Source organism: Rhodovarius lipocyclicus, from assembly GCF_009900765.1.
Classification (GTDB): domain Bacteria; phylum Pseudomonadota; class Alphaproteobacteria; order Acetobacterales; family Acetobacteraceae; genus Rhodovarius; species Rhodovarius lipocyclicus.
Genome location: NZ_JAAABL010000009.1, coordinates 21,049 through 37,757, shown reverse-complemented (window position 1 = coordinate 37,757; position 16,709 = coordinate 21,049). Strand labels below are relative to the sequence as shown.

11 protein-coding genes are annotated in these 16,709 nt (G+C 71.3%); 5 read left to right on the top strand and 6 right to left on the bottom strand.

Annotated elements, in window-relative coordinates:
- The first annotated feature begins 26 nt into the window (after positions 1–26).
- The 3 genes from GT007_RS09875 to GT007_RS09865 all read left to right on the top strand — a co-directional run bounded on the left by GT007_RS09875 (position 27) and on the right by GT007_RS09865 (position 3,206).
- Positions 27–1,412: an esterase-like activity of phytase family protein gene (locus tag GT007_RS09875; RefSeq protein WP_160121437.1), complete on the top strand. Its 1,386-nt coding sequence runs from the start codon at positions 27–29 to the stop codon at positions 1,410–1,412.
- A 73-nt stretch (positions 1,413–1,485) separates the two neighbouring features.
- Entirely contained in the window at positions 1,486–2,688 is a 1,203-nt protein-coding gene (locus tag GT007_RS09870; protein WP_160121436.1) for an amidase, read from the top strand.
- Positions 2,685–3,206: a GNAT family N-acetyltransferase gene (locus tag GT007_RS09865; RefSeq protein WP_160121435.1), complete on the top strand. Its 522-nt coding sequence runs from the start codon at positions 2,685–2,687 to the stop codon at positions 3,204–3,206. The genes GT007_RS09870 and GT007_RS09865 overlap by 4 nt, the downstream gene beginning before the upstream one ends.
- Before the next feature lie 31 nt (positions 3,207–3,237).
- Here the strand turns inward: GT007_RS09865 and bcsD are convergent, their stop codons facing one another.
- The 6 genes from bcsD to GT007_RS09835 form a co-directional block, all read right to left on the bottom strand.
- Positions 3,238–3,714, bottom strand: a complete 477-nt coding sequence (gene bcsD / locus GT007_RS09860) for a cellulose biosynthesis protein BcsD (protein ID WP_160121434.1) — start codon at positions 3,712–3,714, stop codon at positions 3,238–3,240.
- Positions 3,715–3,721: 7 nt separating this feature from the next.
- Positions 3,722–7,477: a cellulose biosynthesis protein BcsC gene (locus tag GT007_RS22780; protein ID WP_160121433.1), complete on the bottom strand. Its 3,756-nt coding sequence runs from the start codon at positions 7,475–7,477 to the stop codon at positions 3,722–3,724.
- On the bottom strand, positions 7,477–11,958 hold the full coding sequence (bcsA, locus tag GT007_RS09850) for a UDP-forming cellulose synthase catalytic subunit (protein ID WP_160121432.1): 4,482 nt from the start codon (positions 11,956–11,958) through the stop codon (positions 7,477–7,479). Before bcsA ends, GT007_RS22780 begins: the two co-directional genes overlap by 1 nt.
- Positions 11,955–12,755 (bottom strand): cellulose biosynthesis protein BcsQ, encoded by an 801-nt coding sequence (bcsQ, locus tag GT007_RS09845; protein ID WP_160121431.1) that lies wholly within the window; start codon positions 12,753–12,755, stop codon positions 11,955–11,957. Before bcsQ ends, bcsA begins: the two co-directional genes overlap by 4 nt.
- 18 nt (positions 12,756–12,773) lie before the next feature.
- Entirely contained in the window at positions 12,774–13,583 is an 810-nt protein-coding gene (locus GT007_RS09840) for a hypothetical protein (RefSeq protein ID WP_160121430.1), read from the bottom strand.
- Between the two features lie 95 nt (positions 13,584–13,678).
- Positions 13,679–14,707, bottom strand: a complete 1,029-nt coding sequence (locus tag GT007_RS09835) for a glycosyl hydrolase family 8 (protein WP_160121429.1) — start codon at positions 14,705–14,707, stop codon at positions 13,679–13,681.
- A gap of 233 nt (positions 14,708–14,940) precedes the next feature.
- Between GT007_RS09835 and GT007_RS09830 the strand changes: the two genes are divergently transcribed.
- Together GT007_RS09830 and GT007_RS09825 are read left to right on the top strand one after the other, a co-directional pair.
- The gene (locus GT007_RS09830; protein WP_160121428.1) at positions 14,941–15,840 is read left to right on the top strand and encodes a fumarylacetoacetate hydrolase family protein; all 900 of its coding nucleotides are present in this window, start codon (positions 14,941–14,943) and stop codon (positions 15,838–15,840) included.
- Between the two features lie 78 nt (positions 15,841–15,918).
- Positions 15,919–16,689 carry a class I SAM-dependent methyltransferase gene (locus GT007_RS09825; protein ID WP_160121427.1) on the top strand — a complete coding sequence of 257 codons (771 nt, stop codon included), beginning with the start codon at positions 15,919–15,921 and terminating at the stop codon, positions 16,687–16,689.
- The last annotated feature ends 20 nt before the right edge of the window (positions 16,690–16,709 follow it).

Sequence of the window (16,709 nt, the reverse complement as noted above, 5' to 3'; positions counted from 1 at the left end):
CGGGCATTCATTCCGGAGAGTGTTCCATGCGTGCCTCATTGCTGGCTGCCGTCGCGGCCATCGCCATCTCCAGCCCCGCCCGGGCGGACCAGACCCTGCCCGCGCGTCTCGCGGGGCACGCCATCCTGCCGGCCGCCACCTTCGTGCTGCCGCCGGCCGACGCCCCGCGCGACTTCCTGCTCTCCGGCCGTTTCACCGGCGCGGGCAACACCCGCACGGACGCGATCGGCACCATCCCCGGTGACACAGGCGCGATGCATGGCAGCCGCCCCACCGGCCTGTCCCTGCCCTTCATCGGCCAGCCCATCCAGGGCTTCTCGGGCATCAAGCCCGCCGCCGATCAGCCCGGCACCTACTGGACGCTGTCCGACAACGGCTTCGGCAACCGCCGCAACTCGCCGGACGCCATGCTGATGCTGCACCGCATCCGCCCCGACTGGGCCACCGGCCGGGTGGAGCGGCTGGAGACGATCTTCCTGAATGACGCGGCCCGCCGCGTGTCCTTCCGGATCGTGACCGAGGGCTCCGAGCGCCGCTATCTGACCGGCGCCGACTTCGACATCGAGAGCATCCAGCCGCTGGCCGATGGCAGCTTCATGCTGGGCGACGAGTTCGGCCCCTACCTGATCCATGTCTCCCGCGAGGGCCAGGTGCAGCGCGTGATCGACACCCGCCTGGGCCAGGAGACGGTGATCGGCCCGGACAACCCCGCGCTGAACCTGCCGGCCACCCCCGCGGCCACCAACGCCTTCCGCGCCCGCCGCTCCGGCGGGTATGAGGGCATGGCCCAGACCCCGGATGGCAGCCGCCTGTGGGCGCTGCTGGAACAGCCCCTGCTGCGCGCCGGCACTGCCGAGCCCGAGGGCCGCTTCCTCCGCATGATCGAGTTCGACGTGCGCGCCGGCGCCTGGACCGGCCGCAACCTGCGCTACCGGCTGGAGGAAGGCGCGACCGCGATCGGCGATTTCAACATGATCGACGACCGCCGCGCCCTGGTGATCGAGCGTGACGATGGCGAGGGCGATCCCGGCCGCGCCTGCGCCCAGGGCCAGTCGCCCACCGGCCCGCAGCCCTGCTTCCCCAACCCCGCCCGCTTCAAGCGCATCTACCTGATCGACCTGGGTGCGGCGGACGCCGAGGGCTTCGTGCGCAAGATCGCCCACATCGACCTGATGAACATCCAGGACCCTGAGAACCTGGCCCGCCAGCGCGGCGACCTGCCGGCCAACGCGCCGGCCAACCGCCTGACCTTCCCGTTCTTCACCATCGAGAACGTGGCGATGGTCGATGCCGACCACATCATCGTCGGCAATGACAACAACCTGCCCTTCTCGGGCGGCCGCCACCTGCTGCGGGCGGACGACAATGAGTTCATCCTGCTCTCGGTGCCGGAACTTCTGCGCGCCCGCTGAGGCAGGTGGCTTCTCAACGCGCCCGCCCCGTCTAACATGCCACCGTTACAGGGCGCATGAAGGACGGAGCGGGATGGCTGAGACGGACAACGACCTTGCGGGCCCCTTCATTCCGGGCCCCAGGGTGATGGTGAAGGGGGCGGAGAGCGGCCCCCTCGCCGGACTGACCTTCGCGGTCAAGGATCTGTATGACGTGGCCGGCCAGGTCACGAGCTATGGCCACCCCGAATGGGCCCGCACCCACGGCACGGCCGCGGCCACCGCCCCCATCGTCACCACCCTGCTGGAAGCCGGCGCCACGCTGACGGGCAAGACCAAGACGGTCGAACTCGCCTATGGCCTGACCGGCGAGAATGTCTGGCACGGCACCCCTCGCAACCCCAAGGCGCCGGACCGCTTCCCGGGCGGTTCCTCCTGCGGCAGCGCCGCCGCCGTCGCGGCCGGGTTGGTGGATTTCGCCATGGGCAGCGACACGGGCGGTTCCGTGCGCATCCCGGCCAGCTATTGCGGCGTGTTCGGCATCCGACCCAGCTGGGGCGCGATCAGCCTGGCGGGCGCCTGCGCGCTCGGCCCCAGCTTCGACACGCCGGGCTGGTTCGCGCGCGATGCCGCCACCCTGCTGCTGGTGGGCGAACAGCTGCTGCCGATGGAACCGGGCGGGCCCGACTGCCTGCCCGCCGGCCCGCTGCTGAAGCCCGAGGACGTCTGGATCAACTCCGACCCCGCCGTGGCGCGCGCCCTGCTGCCGGCGCTGGAGGCCACGCAGCGCGTCATGGGCACCGCCATGCGCATGGAGGTGGCACCCGAAGGGCTGCACCAGCTGTACGAGAATTTCCGCTGCATGCAGGCCGAGGAAGCCTGGGCGACGCTGGGCGGCTGGATCAGCCGCACGAAGCCCGAATTCGGCCCCGGCGTGGGCGCGCGCTTCGACGCGGCGCGCGACATGGCCCCGGAAAAGGCCGCGGCCGGCCGCGCCTTCCGCCGCCGCTTCCAGCACCGCATGCGCAGCCTGTTGCAGGGCGGCGCGGTGCTGGCCTATCCCACCTCTCCCCTGCCCCCGCCCAGGCTGACGGCCACGCAGGATGAACAGAACGCGGTGCGCGAGCGCACCATGGGCGGCACGGCGATCTCGGGCCTCGGCGGGTTGGCGGAGGTCTCGATGCCGGTGGCCGTGGTGGATGGCGCGCCGGTCGGTTTCTCCCTGGTGGCGGCCGCGGGGCGGGACCGCATGCTGATGCGGCTGGCGGTGAAAGTGGCGAAGGAGTTGGGACTGTGATCATCCGCGACGCCGTGGCGGCCGATATTCCGGCCATCGCGGCCATCTACGCGCACCATGTGCAGCACGGCACCGGCACCTTCGAGGAGGAGCCGCCCAACGCAGCCGACATGGCCGCCCGCATGGCCAAGGTGCAGAAGGCCGGCTGCGCCTGGCTGGTGGCCGAGGACGACGCGGGGGGTATCGCGGGCTATGGCTACTACGCCCAGTACCGGGACCGCAGCGCCTATCGCTTCTCGGCCGAGGACAGCATCTATGTCCGCGACGACGTGCGCGGCCAGGGCGTGGGCAAGGCGCTGGTGGCGGCGCTGCTGGACCGCGCGGGCAAGCAGGGCTTCCGGCAGATGCTGGCCGTGATCGGGGACAGCGAGAATGTGGGCTCGATCGGCCTGCACCTGGCGCTGGGCTTCCGGCAGGTGGGCGTGATGCGCGCGGTGGGGATGAAGTTCAACCGCTGGGTGGACGTCGTGCTGATGCAGCGCCCGCTGGGCGAGGCCGACCGCACGGTTCCGGAGTAAGGGGGGCTCCCCTTACTTCCCGTAGCGCCCCTTACTTCCCGTAACGCAGGGTGATGACCCCGGCGCTGGAGGGCTGGCGCGTGACGGACACGCCGCCCTCGGCACCCGGCTGCGCGGCCAGCCAACCGGCGTAGAGGCCTTCCAGCACCGCCCCCACCCAGGCGCCCTGGGCGTCATGATGGGTGGACACCGCCGGGGCCGCGTGATGGCTGATGACCAGCGCCTTGGCCTGCGCATCCAGAGAGATCTGGACATAGCCCCAATCGGCCGCGGCCAGCACGTCGTTCATGCGGGTTTCGAGTTCGGCCAGCGTGCCGCAGGCCGGGATGGCCGCGAGCTGCGCCATGCGCCCACCCACGGCGCGCAGCAGCGCGTCGCGGCTGGCCGCGTCCAGGTGGGTGTCCAGCGTTTCCACCAGCGCCCGCAGGAAGCCGCGCCACTGCGCCGCCACACCGCGCCGCGCGAGGTAGGAGATGGCGTTGGGGTCCGTGATCTGGTGTCCGCTCATGCCATCTTCACCGGTCGAAACGATAACGCGCGTAGAGAAGGCCGCGTGCCTCCTCCCAGTTCGCCGTCCGCTCGTAACGGAGCAGCGCGCCCAGGCGCAAGCTGCTGCTCACGCTGTATTCGATATCCGCCCGCACGCCGCCGATGATGCCGGATTCGGAACGCCCGGCCTGGATGGCACGCAGGGTGGGATCGCTGGTGAGGGTCTGCTCCAGCTGGGTCTGCAGCCCGGCGTCACGCGGGAAGTATTTCGCGCTGTCCTCGCGGAAGGACTGGTAGCCGACGGTGCCGCCCAGGCGCCAGGCGAAGTTGCCCGACCGCGCCCGCCAATCCACCGGGATGTTCACCGCGAAATAGGATTGCGGCGAGAAGTAGCCGCCATTGCCCAGGGTGAACAGGCGCTGGTTGTTGTCATAGGCGAAGAACACGGCATCGACGCCGGTGGTCAGCTCCTCGTTCGGCAGGCGCCACACGGTGTACTGCACGCCCGCGCCGGCCTCATACCGATGGTTGCGCGCCACGTTGCTGCCGGTGAAGGCGCTGTAGCCGCCCATCAGGTACACGCCCACGGGGCCCGTCACGTATTCCAGCTGCAACCGCCCGCCGGAGCGGACGACGCCACCCCAGGTGGTGCCGCTGTTCGGATCCCGCACGCCGGACCAGGACAGCAAGCTGTCCGTCACCGCGCGCTGTTCCGCGATCAGGCGGACGCGGAAATTGTCGGTGATCGCGGGCGCGATCTCGATACCGCCTAGGATGTTCTGGCGCCGGAAGCCCACGGGCGAGCTGCCGATATCCACGTTGAAGCTGCCGCGCGAATAGGCCAGACCCAGCCCGGCGCCGCTGGCATTGGTGTCACGCGGGGCATAGCGGTCACGCGTGGCGGCCGAGATCTGCGTGGTGGCGCCGATCTGCTGGCGCAGATCCTGGCTGAGCGCGTTGGAGCCGTAGCGGCGCAGCGAGTCGATGCTGGTGCTGTCCAGCTGGCCGCTGCTGATGGACACCGGCGTGACGCTGAGCGTGGCACGCCCGCCCGCGCCCGGCACCGAGAAGGAGGTGTCGATCGGCGCGGAGTATTCGTCCAACCGGTCGAAACCGGCCGAGCCGGAACGGCTGCGGAAGCCGATGCCGCCCTGGATGCGCAGCGCCGTTTCCTCACGCACCTGGGACAGTTCGCGCGCGATCTCGTTCGAGAGCGGGTCGGACTGGCCCATGCTGGCCCCGCCCAGCGCACCCGCGCGGGACAGGCGGCGGAAGGGGTTGTCGAAGCCGCCGGCGGCGGGCTCGGCGGTGGGCACATCGGCCACGATGCCCTGGGCGCGGCGCTGCTCGGCCGCCAGTTCCAGGGCGCGCAGCGCGCGGCTGGAATTGCCGGAGGCCCGGGCGATGCGCGCCTCGGTCAGGGCCACGCGCGGGTCGCCCGGGTTCAGGGCACGGGCCTCGACCAGCAGGGCCTCGGCGCGGGCGAAGTCGCGGGCGGCGATCGCCGCCTCGATGGAGCCCACGCGCGCGTCGATGTTGCGCGGGTCGCGCTGCAGGATGCCCTCGGTGATCTGGCGGGCCTGCTGCGGCTGGCCGGCGCCCTGGTACAGGCGGGCGAGGGCCAGGTTGGCGGGCACCGAGCCGGGGTCGCGTTGCAGGGCCGGGGCCAGCACGTCGAAGGCCGCGGCCTGGTCGCCGCGCAGGTTCAGCTGGTCCGAGGTCTGGATGGCGAGGCCGGTCGAGAGGGCGGCCGCCTGGCGGCGGTCCTCGGCGGACAGGTTCGGCGCCACTTCCAGGCTGCGGGACAGCGCCGCGGCCTCGGCGGCGGCACCGGCCGAGAGCAGTGCGCCGGCCACGGCCAGCCGCGCCTGGGCGCCGGCGCTGGGGTTGGCGGCGATATAGGCGCGGCCGGCCTCGGCGGCGCCCACGCGGTCGTTCGCGCGGCCCATGGCGCGGATGGCGGAAGCGGCGGAGGACCCCGTCGGGTCCGGTCGGGCGGCGATGGCGGTCAGGGCGGCGCGGGCCTCACCCCGGCGGCCGGCGCGGTACAGGGCGGTGCCCTGGCGGGCCTCCTGCTCCGTGCGGGCGGATTGCAGCAGGCGGTTCATGTCCGGGCTGCGCAGCCGCACCGGAATGCCGGAGAGGTAGCGCAGCGCGTCCTCGGGCCGGCCATCGTCGTTGGCGTAGAGCGCCGCGGCGTGCAGCTGGTCGGGCGAGCCGCCGCCCGAGAGCACGGGGCCCTCGGCGATCTGCCGGCCCTCGGCCGCGCGGCCGAAGCGGGAGTAGATGCGGGCCAGATCCAGCCGCGCCCAGGGGTTGCTGGGGTCGGTCTGCACCGCCTGGGTCAGCAGGGCGGCGGCCTGGCCGGGGTCGGAGGCCCGGGCGGCCTCGGCGCGCAGGGCATAGGCGCGCTGGGTTTCGGGGCTGCCGCCGCCGAAGGCGCTGCCCATGCGGGCACGCAGCTGCTCGGCCTCGGCGAAGCGGCCCTGCTGGTTCAGCACCTCGAACAGGCCGGAGGCCGCGGCGCCCAGGTTCGGGCGGCGGGCCAGGGCCGCGCGGTAACGCTGCTCGGCGCCAGCCAGGTCGCCACGGCGCAGCGCCAGGTCGCCCAGCAGGGCCTCGGCATCCGCGCGGTCGGGCGTGTTGCGGTTGATGGCGCGGCGCAGGTTGGTCTCGGCGGTGGCCAGGTCGCCACGGGCCAGGGCGGCGCGGGCGCTGGCCAGCTCGGCGGCGTAGGAGGCGCCGTTCAGCGCATCCTCCCACTGGGCGCGGCCCTCGGGGTTGGCTGCGATGGCGCGTTCCAGCAGCTGCCGGGCATCGGCGAAACGGCCCTGGCGCAGGCGCACCACGCCCAGGCCGCCCAGCGCATCGGCGTCATTCGGGTTGGCCTGGATCGCGGCCTCGAAGCCGCGCGTGGCGTCCGGCAGGCGGCCGGCGCTCAGGCTCTCGAAGGCGCGGATGCGGCCCTCGGAGGCGGGGTCGGGCCCGCCGGCCTGGGCGGAGCGGCTTTCCTCCAGCCGCTGCGCCACCACGGTGTCGTTCGGGAAGCGCTGCAGGAAGGCTTCGAGCTGCGGCACGGAGGCGCGGTTGGCGCCCTGCCACAACACGGCCTGCCGCCAGGCGGCGACGGCGGTGTTCGCCACTTCGGGGTTCTGCGCCAGCTCACGCAGGCGGTCGATGCCCTGGCTGCGCGTCTCATCGCGGAAGGTCAGCACCTGGGCATAGGCCAGGCCCAGCCGCTGGTCGGTGGGGAAGCGGCGGGCCAGGCGCGCCAGGCCGTCGCGTGCCTCGGTGTAGCCGCCCTCGGTGCCGGCCAGGGTCTGGTAGAATTCGACGGCGTAATTGTCCGGCGGCTGGTTGCCGCGGAACAGCTCACGGTACCGCGCGATGGATTCGGCGGTGCGGCCCGCCTGGCCCAGGCGCCGGGCCTCGGCCAGCGCGCCCTGGTCCACGGTGGCGGCGCGGACGTTGATGTCCGTCTCGCTCACGCGCGGGTCCTGCGGGGCGGCCTGCCGCAGACGGGCCAGATAGCCCTCCGCGGCGGAGCGGTTGCCGATCTGGGCCTGGGCCTGGGCGGCCCCGGCCAGCGCGTCGGCGTTGGAGGGATCCACCGCCAGAACCCGTTCCAGCGTGCGCACGACCAGTTCCGGCCGGTTCTGCAGGCGCCAGTAATTCGCCTGGTCCAGCAGGGCCTGGATGCCGCGCGTGTCTTGCTGCGCCATCGCGGGCATGGCGAGCGCCATGCCGAAGACGGCCGAAAGCAGGCTCTTGCGGTAGCTCATCAGTGAGTCCTCGCTCGCAGGCGCAGGGCAGCGCGGCGGCGCAGCACCCAGTAGATCGGGGCGGAGACCAGGATCATCGCCAGCAGCGCGATGCCCAGGATCAGCAGCGGGCGCTCAGCCAGATAATACTGCGGCCACATCCAGGGCGGCAGGACGCCGACACCATAGGTGGAACCGAGGCGATAGCCCTCCACCCGGCCACCGGTCAGCAGCGCCACATCGCCCTGGATGCGGGGCTGCTGTTCGGGGTCGCGCAGGGCGCCCAGCATGTTTTCCAGGCCGGCGGCGGAAGCGCCGGTCAGCGCCACCACGGAACGGCCGCTGCGCAGCGGGCTTTCGAAGCCCACCAGCAGGCCCAGCGCCTCACCGGGGGTGGAGAGCTGGGCGGAGACGCGCTCGCGCTGCTCCCGCGCCTGGCTGCCACCGAAGATGGCGCGGAAATCGCCCAGCGGGTCGGACAGGTTCACCGACAGGCGATTGCCCTCGGCCGTTACAGGGCCGTCGCGCAGCAGGGTCTGCAGCGCGGGCTGGCGGCCCAGCGTGCCGACCACGATCAGGTCGCGGTCCGCCGAGGCCTCAAGCCCCTGCGGGCGCACCACGGACAGGCCCACCGGCGGGTAGCCCACGATGGCGGAGATGCGGCCGATCAGGCCCAGCGCCACCGACAGCTCCTGGGCGTTCGGACGTTCCGGCAGCACCAGGGCGGACTGGGAAAGATCCGCCAGCCGCGTGAACGGGAAGCCCGAGCTGGCGAAATGCGCCAGGTTCGGCAGGGTGGCGAAGCGATGCGCGCTGGACAGGTCGATGGTGCTGTCCGGGTCGATCGCGGCGCGCACGTCGCCGGGCACGGCCACGCAGTCACCCCGGTGCAGCGGGCGCATATCGAAGCGCAGCTGCAGCTCGTTCTGGCCGAACACCATCCAGGGCGGGATGCCGAAGGTGGCCTGGCTGCGGTCGGAACCGCTGCCCACCTGGCGCTGGATCCAGGACCAGGGCCAGGACGGCTCGCTGGCGCGCAGCGGCAGGCTGCGCAGATACACGTCGTTCACCGCCACATCGAGGCGCGAGACCGCCACGTCCATCACCGGCCCCGGGGGGGCACGGAAGCGGATATCGGCCTCCAGCGGGCGGTTGCGCCAGGTGTAGATGTCGGGCGCGGTGCGGAACGGCACGGAGATGGGGCCCGGCACATAGCCGAAGGCCTGCAGCTCCGACGGGTCCATGATGTCGCCCAGCCGCACGGGGCGGTCGGTGCGGATCCAGCGCGGCGCGTCATAGGGGGTGCGGACCGGCACCTGCTGGGTCTGCACGATGGCCGATTCGCCCGAGAGCGATTCACGGCCGATCGCCAGGCCGGTCGCGGCCGTCACGGCCTCGGCCGGGGTGCGGCCGCCGATGACCAGCAGCAGCCCGTTCGGGTCGTTCGGGTTCACCACCAGCGCCAGGGTCGGGCCATCGAAGCGCGGCAGGGTCAGGCCCGGCACGCTGTCGGTGCCCGAGGCCACGATCACGGCGTTGCCGCGTTCCGGCACCGTGCCCTGCACGGGGAAGTTGGCGCCGCGATAGTCGGCCTGCACCGCGAACCAGGAGGACGCGATGACCGCCGCGCGCACCAGCTCATTGCCGGCACCCTCGTTCACCACCACGGGCAGGTTCAACGGCTCCCGCAGCAGGCGGGGGTCGAAGAAGGGCTCGGGCAGGCGCGCCAGGTCGCGCGTCAGCGGCAGGCGCTCCAGCGTCATGGACAGGGTGGCGGTGTCGCTGATCGTGGACCACAGCAGGCCCGAGAGCGGGTCGTTGCATTCCACCGCATAGCGGCCGGAGAAGCGGAAGTTCAGGCGGTTGTTGTCCGCGAAGAACACCGGGTTCACCGGGAATTGCAGCGGGCCGAAGGCGGGGCGCGCCCGGTCGGGCTGGATCGCGCCGATGAACTGCTCGTTCAGCGTGATGGCGATCTGGCTCAGTTCCGGGATCAGCGCGGGCGAGGTGGCGCCCGAGAGCGTCAGCGTCGCCTGCGTCACCACCTCATCGCCGCGCACGCCGAACAGCACGCCCTGAAGGTCGCTCACGCCGCGCATCTGCATCGGGCCGCGCAGGCCGAGCTGGCGCAGGGTGCGCGTTTCGCGCCGCGTGCCCGGGCCGGGCTGGCCCTGCTGCGTGGTCAGGGTGGGGGTGGTGTCGATGATCGGCTGGGGCGCGGCCGGGGCCGAACCCAGGGCGGGGGGGGCCGGCGGGGCGCCGGCGGGGCCGGCCGGCGCGCGCTGCGCCTGGGCCGGGCTGGCCGCCAGGCCGAGTGCCAGCAGCACCGCCGCAGCACGGCCCAGGCCCTGTCGGCCACCAGGGCCACGCGGGGGCGACGTATCCTTGCGCCGGAAGGAGAACTGCGAACCACCCGCGAACAGACCACCGATGGACACAGCCACCTCCTTCAAGGAACGCAAGGGCTGGTCAGGGCGGTTGGCATCCCAGTTCACCCACGCATCGGCGCGGCCCAGCACCGCGCGCACGATCTGGCCCTCATCCCGCAGATCCTGCGGCACGAAACGAATCTGGGCGCGGCCATCCTGCCAGCGCAGCACTTCGGCGGGCACGGCCACGGCCTCGGAACCGATCTGCAGTTCAACGGTTACCAACTGATCTTCCTCCAGGCCTGAAGGGCGTTCCATCGTCAGGGCGGCGCCGCCCAGGGAAAGGTCTTCGGAAATGCCGGTGATGCGCCGGCCATCCGGCAGCACGATCGCGGAGCCGATCTCGGCACCGATACGCGCGCGTTCGCGGATCTGCCGGCGTTCGCGGCCCACGGCGAGGCCCGCCAGCACCGTCAGCAGACACAAGGTCGCCCAGACCAGGTTCAGCGCGTAGGCCTGGAATTCCAGGCTGGCCGGGGGGTTCGCCGCCAGGCCGTAGATGCCCGACAGCACGCCCAGCACCAGGAACAGCGCCAGCACCATGTTGGGGCCCACGGCACGCAGGTCGAAGTAGCCTTCCTGCAGCGTGCCGCCCTTGTCGGTCACGTTGAAGCGGCCGCGGCGCGGGTCCAGCAGGGTCGCGAGCGTGACGGGCAGCAGATACACCGTCAGCACCGTCTCATAAATCTCGGACCAGAAGCTGTGGCGCACCTTCTTCTGCACGCGGGAGGCGGTGGCCACCGAGTGGATGATGTGCGGGCCGGCATAGGCCACGATGGCGAGCGGCGAGGCCGCGATGATGTTCTCACCCAGCAGCAGGAACGCCAGCGGCGCCGTGAGGAACACGAAGCGCGGCAGCGGGAACAGGAAGTGGAACATCGCCAGGAAGTAGCAGATGCGCTGGGGGATGCTGAGGCCGGTGGCCAGCAGCGGGTTCTCCAGGCGCAGGATCTGCACCATGCCGCGCGCCCAGCGCATGCGCTGGCCGATGTGCAGCATCAGGCGCTCGGTCGCCAGGCCCGCGGCCAGCGGCACGCGCAGATAGGCCGTGCGCCAGCCCGCCTTCTGCATCTTCAGCGACAGGTGGCAGTCCTCGGTCACGGTGGTGGTGGGCACGCCGCCCACTTCTTCCACCGCCGTCCGCCGCAGCACCGCGCAGGAGCCGCAGAAGAAGGACGCACCCCAGAAATCATTGCCCTGCTGGATCAGCCCGTAGAACAGCAGGCCCTCGTTCGGGACGCGCTGGCCGGAGGCCAGGTTCCGCTCGAACGGGTCGGGCGAATAGAAGTAGTGCGGCGTCTGCACCATCGCGAGCCCACGGTCGCGCAGCATCCAGCCCACGGTCATCTGCAGGAAGGCGCGCGTCGTCACGTGGTCGCAGTCGAAGATGACGACGTATTCGCCGTCGGTCTGCGCCAGGGCGTGGTTGATGTTGCCGGCCTTGGCCCCCTTGTTGTCGGGGCGGATGATGTAGCCCGCGCCACATTCGGCGGCGAACTGGCGGAATTCCTCACGCCGGCCATCGTCCAGCACATAGACGTTCAGCTTGTGGCGCGGCCAGTCCAGCGCCAGCGCGGCGAACACCGTCGGGCGCACGACCTCCAGCGGCTCGTTGTAGGTCGGGATGAAGACGTCGATAGTGGGCCAGGTTTCCGGGTCGTCGGGCAACGGCACCGGCTTGCGGTCCAGCGGCCACAGCACCTGGAAATAGGACAGCACCAGCGCGACCACGGCGTAGACCTCGGCCATCAGCAGGCCGGTGCCCAGGAAGGTTTGCCAGAAGCCCGTGTAGTCCAGCGTCTCCGCCAGGCGCCAGTAGATGTAGCGCAATGACACGATGACGGAGAGCATGCACAGCGCCAGCGTGACGGTCCGGCCCTGGAACCGATTCAACACCAGGAAAATGACAACGCCGCCGAGCGCCAGCCAGAGCTGGTATTCCGGCTGCAGCGGCACGACGATGAAGGTCAGCGCCGCGAGGACGCCGACCAGAAAGGACACCCAGCCGAACAGGCGGCTGCGCATGAAGGGCAGGCGCGCGATCAGCTCGCGCCGAGGTGCCACAAAGCTCATCGAGCACCCCAGCCGGTTTGCAAGGTATCAGGCACGACAGGCAGCGCTGCCTCCACGCCACGGGCCACTTCGCGGATATCCTCCGCGGCGCGGCTGTTCGGCGCCAGGTCCAGCAGCATGCGCTGGGCGGCCAGCGCCTCGGCCACCGCCTCGTCGCGGCACACCGCACCCAGCAGGCGCGGGCCCAGGTGGCGGGCCACCGTCTCCGCCGCGGCGCGGGAGAGGCGGGTGTTCGGGTCCACCTGGTTCAGCACCACGCGCAGGCGCCCGGCGAACAGCGCCGCCATGGTGCCCGAGCCGAGGAAGCGGCCATTGTCGATATCGGGCACCAGCGCCGCCGAGGTGGCGTCCGCCAGCAGCACCGCCACCACCATGCTGGCCATCGGCGCCAGCAGGTTCAGCGCGTGGCTGGGCCCCGGGGGCGTGTCGGCGATGACCAGCAGGCCGGGGTCCGCCAGGATGGAGCGCAGGGGCGCTGCCAGCAGCTCCGGGTCGCGTTCCAGGGCCGAGGACAGGCCCAGCGCGCCACGGATGTCGATGGCGCCGTGCGGCAGCAGCATCACGCCCGAAGGCGTCTGGCGCACCACATTGCGCCAGTCGGGGCGCTTCGGCAGATCGGCCAGGAAACCCGCTGTATCGGAGAGCGGTACACCGAAGTGCAGGCGCAGCGTGTTCTGAGGGTCGAAATCGATCACCAGCACGCGGCGACCATTGCGGCGCATGGCGTCCGCGATGTTCACAGCCATGGTGGTCTTACCGACGCCCCCCTTAGGAGACGCGAACACAATCAGGGGCATGGGGCCTCCGGCATTCTCTTAGCGCTGCGGCTGCGCACCAAGCGCAGCACGAAACGCGTCAAAGGGGGATGCGAGTGGGGCAGACCCGCCCGCCACTAGGCGCATAACGTCAGAAAGAGGAACTGTCACGGCCGCAGCTGGCAGCAACCCGATCACGGAACCCAGAGGCGACGCCGGCGCAACCTGGGGTTGCGCGCCGCCGGTCCTGAAAAATTCCTGCGGGGCCGCCGCGGGTTCGGCCACCGCGCTGCGCAGCAGGGCCAGGGTACCGCCCTGCGGGGCGGGAACGGTGGCTGCCGCCTGTTCCTCCGGGTTCATCCCGATCGCTTCCAACAGGCGGAAACTGGCGGCCGGCTTGGGTTGCGCGGCATAGCTCGACGCTACCTCCGGCAGCAGGGACGGCGCGGGCGGGGCCGCGACCGGGGTGGTCTCGGGCCAGGAAAACAGCGGGGCGCTCACCGGCTCGGGTGCCGCGGGCCGCAGCACCGGGGGCTCGGGCTGCGGCGGGGGCGGCGGCGGCGGGGGTTCGGGCGCCGGCGGCGGCTCCACCGGGGCAGCGGCCACAACCGGCGGGGGCTCGGGCAGCGGCTCGAAATTCAACGGCGGCAGCGGGGGCAGTTCCGGCTCGGCCATCGACTCGGGCGCGGATTCGGGCAGGAACTCGGATTCAGGCGCGAATTCGGGTTCCAGCGCCTCGGGGAACACCTCCTCCACCACGACGGGTGGCGCGGGGCGCACGCGCACAGGCTCGTTACCGAAGCTGCGGTACCGCAAGCCGGGCGTATTCAGCGCGGCGGCCACGCGGGCCACATCACTGTCCTGTGCCATATCCTCATATCCCCAGACTCGGCGGGCACAATGCCCTCAACATCTCGGGAGCGAAACCGGCCTCGTCCCCCATTCGGATCATTTTCCGGCAGTTGTCACCAGAAATCCGCACCTGAATCGCGCCGCGCGAGCGAAACGAGGGCAGTCAGCACACCGGAATAGTAGTCCGGCATCGGGTCGGCCGGCGCCTGGGCGGCCGCCGGAACCCGCAGCCCCCGGCCGGAGACGGAGGCGGAGAACCCCGCGATGGCCGCGATCCCGGGGGAGGCGTTGTAGGGCGAAACCCCGTTGTTCGAGAAATCGGTCCAGGCCGGCAGGTGGTTGTGGGCGGGGTCCGCCCAGAAGCCGGCGGCGGACTGCACGGCGGGTTCCTGCCCCAGCCCGGCCCAGCCCAGGAACAGCGGCACCCGCACCGCGTCATAGGAAAATCGCGGCGCCCAATTTTCAGGCAGGCTTAAACGGCGGTCGCTGCGCGCTAGGGTCAGCCAGTCCGGCGGCAGGTTCCAGCGGCCGAAACGCGCCGCGCGCAGAATCTGCAGCCCATCGGCGGCCAGCCGCACCCAGGCCGGGTCCGGCACCGCCGCCGCCAGGGCCCGGATCGCCGGGAAGCAATAGTAGCTGGGGTTGATGGTGACGGATTCCCGCCGCTCGAACCCGCGCGCGCCGGGCAGCAGCACCGTCAGCCCCCCGGCATTGCGCACCAGCAGCCGCAGGATGTCCCGCCCGATCGCCACGCCCTGCTCCTGATACTCGGGCACATTCCAGGTGCTGGCGGCCCGCAGCAGCGCCCAGGCGATCATCAGGTCACCGTCGCTGGCGTTGTTCAGGTCCTCGACCGGATGCTGGGCGTTGGGGCGCCAGCGCCAGGCCGTCAGGTGGTCGCGCGGGCGGCGCAGGCTGCGCCGCGTCCAGGCCCACAGGCTGTCGAAGCTCTGCCGGTCCCCCGCATTGACCGCGAGCAGCATGCCATAGCCCTGCCCCTCGGAATGCGAGATGTTGCGGTTGCCGGTGTCGATGATCCGCCCCTCGGGCGCCATGAAGCGGGAGCGGAACTGGCCCCAGACATCGCGCACGCGGGCCTGGGCCGCGTCGCTGGCACCAGGCTGGGCCTGGGCAGGCCGCAAGCCAGCCACACCGGCGGAGGCTCCAACACACAGCATGGATCGGCGGGACATCGACATGGGCAAGGCAAGCTCCGGCGCCAGAGGTAGCGAGCCAGCGCGCTGACAGCAACCATTCTCCCGCGCTGGTACTAAGATTCCCCGAACGCGTGCATGCCCAGGGATGAAACGGCCCCACCTTGTCAACCCGCCGCCCCCACAGCAGGCTGCGCCACCGAGACCAAGGAGAGGAAACCATGGCGCTGAAACTCGCCACCTTCACCGATGCCAAGGGCCCGCGCCCCGGCGCCATGCTGGGCGACACCCAGGTGCTGGACCTGCTGGCGGCCGGCGCGCTGCCCGGCGGCATCACTTGCATGCAGGGCATCGTGGCCGCGGGCGCGCCCGCCCTGGCCGCCATCCGCGCGGCCCTGAAGGCCCCGGCCCCCGCCGCCGTGCTGGAGGCCGCGGCCGTCACGCTGCTGGCCCCCATCCCCCGCCCCGCGCGCAACGTGTTCTGCGTCGGCCGCAACTACATGGACCATGTGGCCGAGGGCGACCGCGTGGCGGGCCGCGAGACGGAGATGCCGAAGTATCCCCAATTCTTCACCAAGGCCCCGGAATGCGTGATCGGCCCCGACGCCGCCATCCCGGACCACGGCGCCACCGGCATCACCCAGTATCTGGACTATGAGGCCGAGCTGACCATCGTGATCGGCACCGCCGGCGCCAACATCGCGCCCGAGAAGGCGCTGGACCATGTCTTCGGCTGGACCATCGCCAATGACGTGACCGGCCGCGACCTGCAGCGCCGCCATGGCCAGTGGTTCAAGGGCAAGTCGCTGGACCGCTCCTGCCCCATGGGCCCCTGGATCATCCCGGCGGACGAGCTGGACACCGGCGATGTCGGCATCCGCCTGTGGGTGAACGGGGAGCAGCGGCAGTCTTCCCGCACCTCCAAGATGATCTTCGACGTGAAGGCGATCATCCACCAGCTCAGCCAGGGGTTCACCCTGCTGCCGGGCGACCTGATCATGACCGGCACGCCGGAGGGCGTGGGCTATGCCATGGTGCCGCCGCGCGTGCTGAAGGACGGCGACGTGGTCGAGATCGAGGTGGAGGGCATCGGGAAGCTGAAGAACCCCGTGAAGGCCTGATGCTGGCGGGCGGCGACGCTTGCGGGCGGGGGATGCGGGCGGTATCGCATCCCTTCAACCACAAGCTGCGCAGGCGCCATGATTCCGCAACCCGGCATTCCGCTCGATCGTCTGGATGAGGAGGAGCTGGCGCGCCTGTTGCTCGACTGGGCCGGCGCCTGGCAGGGCGAGGACCCGGGGCGGGATGCGGTGGACCTGTATTACCAGACCATCTCCCCCCGCACCGTCTTCCTGAAGAACCTGGCCCCGGGGGCGCAGGTGCTGGACATGGGCGCGGGGGATGGCGGGCTCGCCCGCCATCTGGACTGGCCCCATCCCGCCCGGCCTGACCTGGCGCTGTACGCGCTGTCGCTGGAGGACGCGCCGCTGTTCCAGCGCTATGCCGGGGTGGAGATCGGGGATTTCGAGCAAGCGCCGATGGATTTCGGCGGCCGGCAATTCGATGCCGCCATCTGCGCCCATTTCATCGAGCACATGCACAGCCTGGACCGCAGCTTCAACTATCTGCGGGACCGGCTGAAGCCCGGCGCGCGGCTGTACCTGGAATGGCCGAGCCCCGCGGCCAGGCGCCTGCCGCCCCGCGCGGACATCATCGACCAGGGCCTGCCGGTGTTCATCAGCAACTTCCACGACGACAAGACCCATGTGCGGGCCTGGCCGATGGAACAGGTGCTGGAACAGCTTTCCGCGCGCGGCTTCGTGCTGGAAACCATGGGCCGCGTGCACATGCCCTGGCTGGCGGATGCGATGCGGCTGGTGGCGCACCGGACCGACGACGTGGTGCGCGGCACCATCGCGCTGTGGCTGAAGACGGGCTTCGCGCAATACCTGGTCGCCAGCCGGGGCTGACGTCCGGGCACAAAAAAACC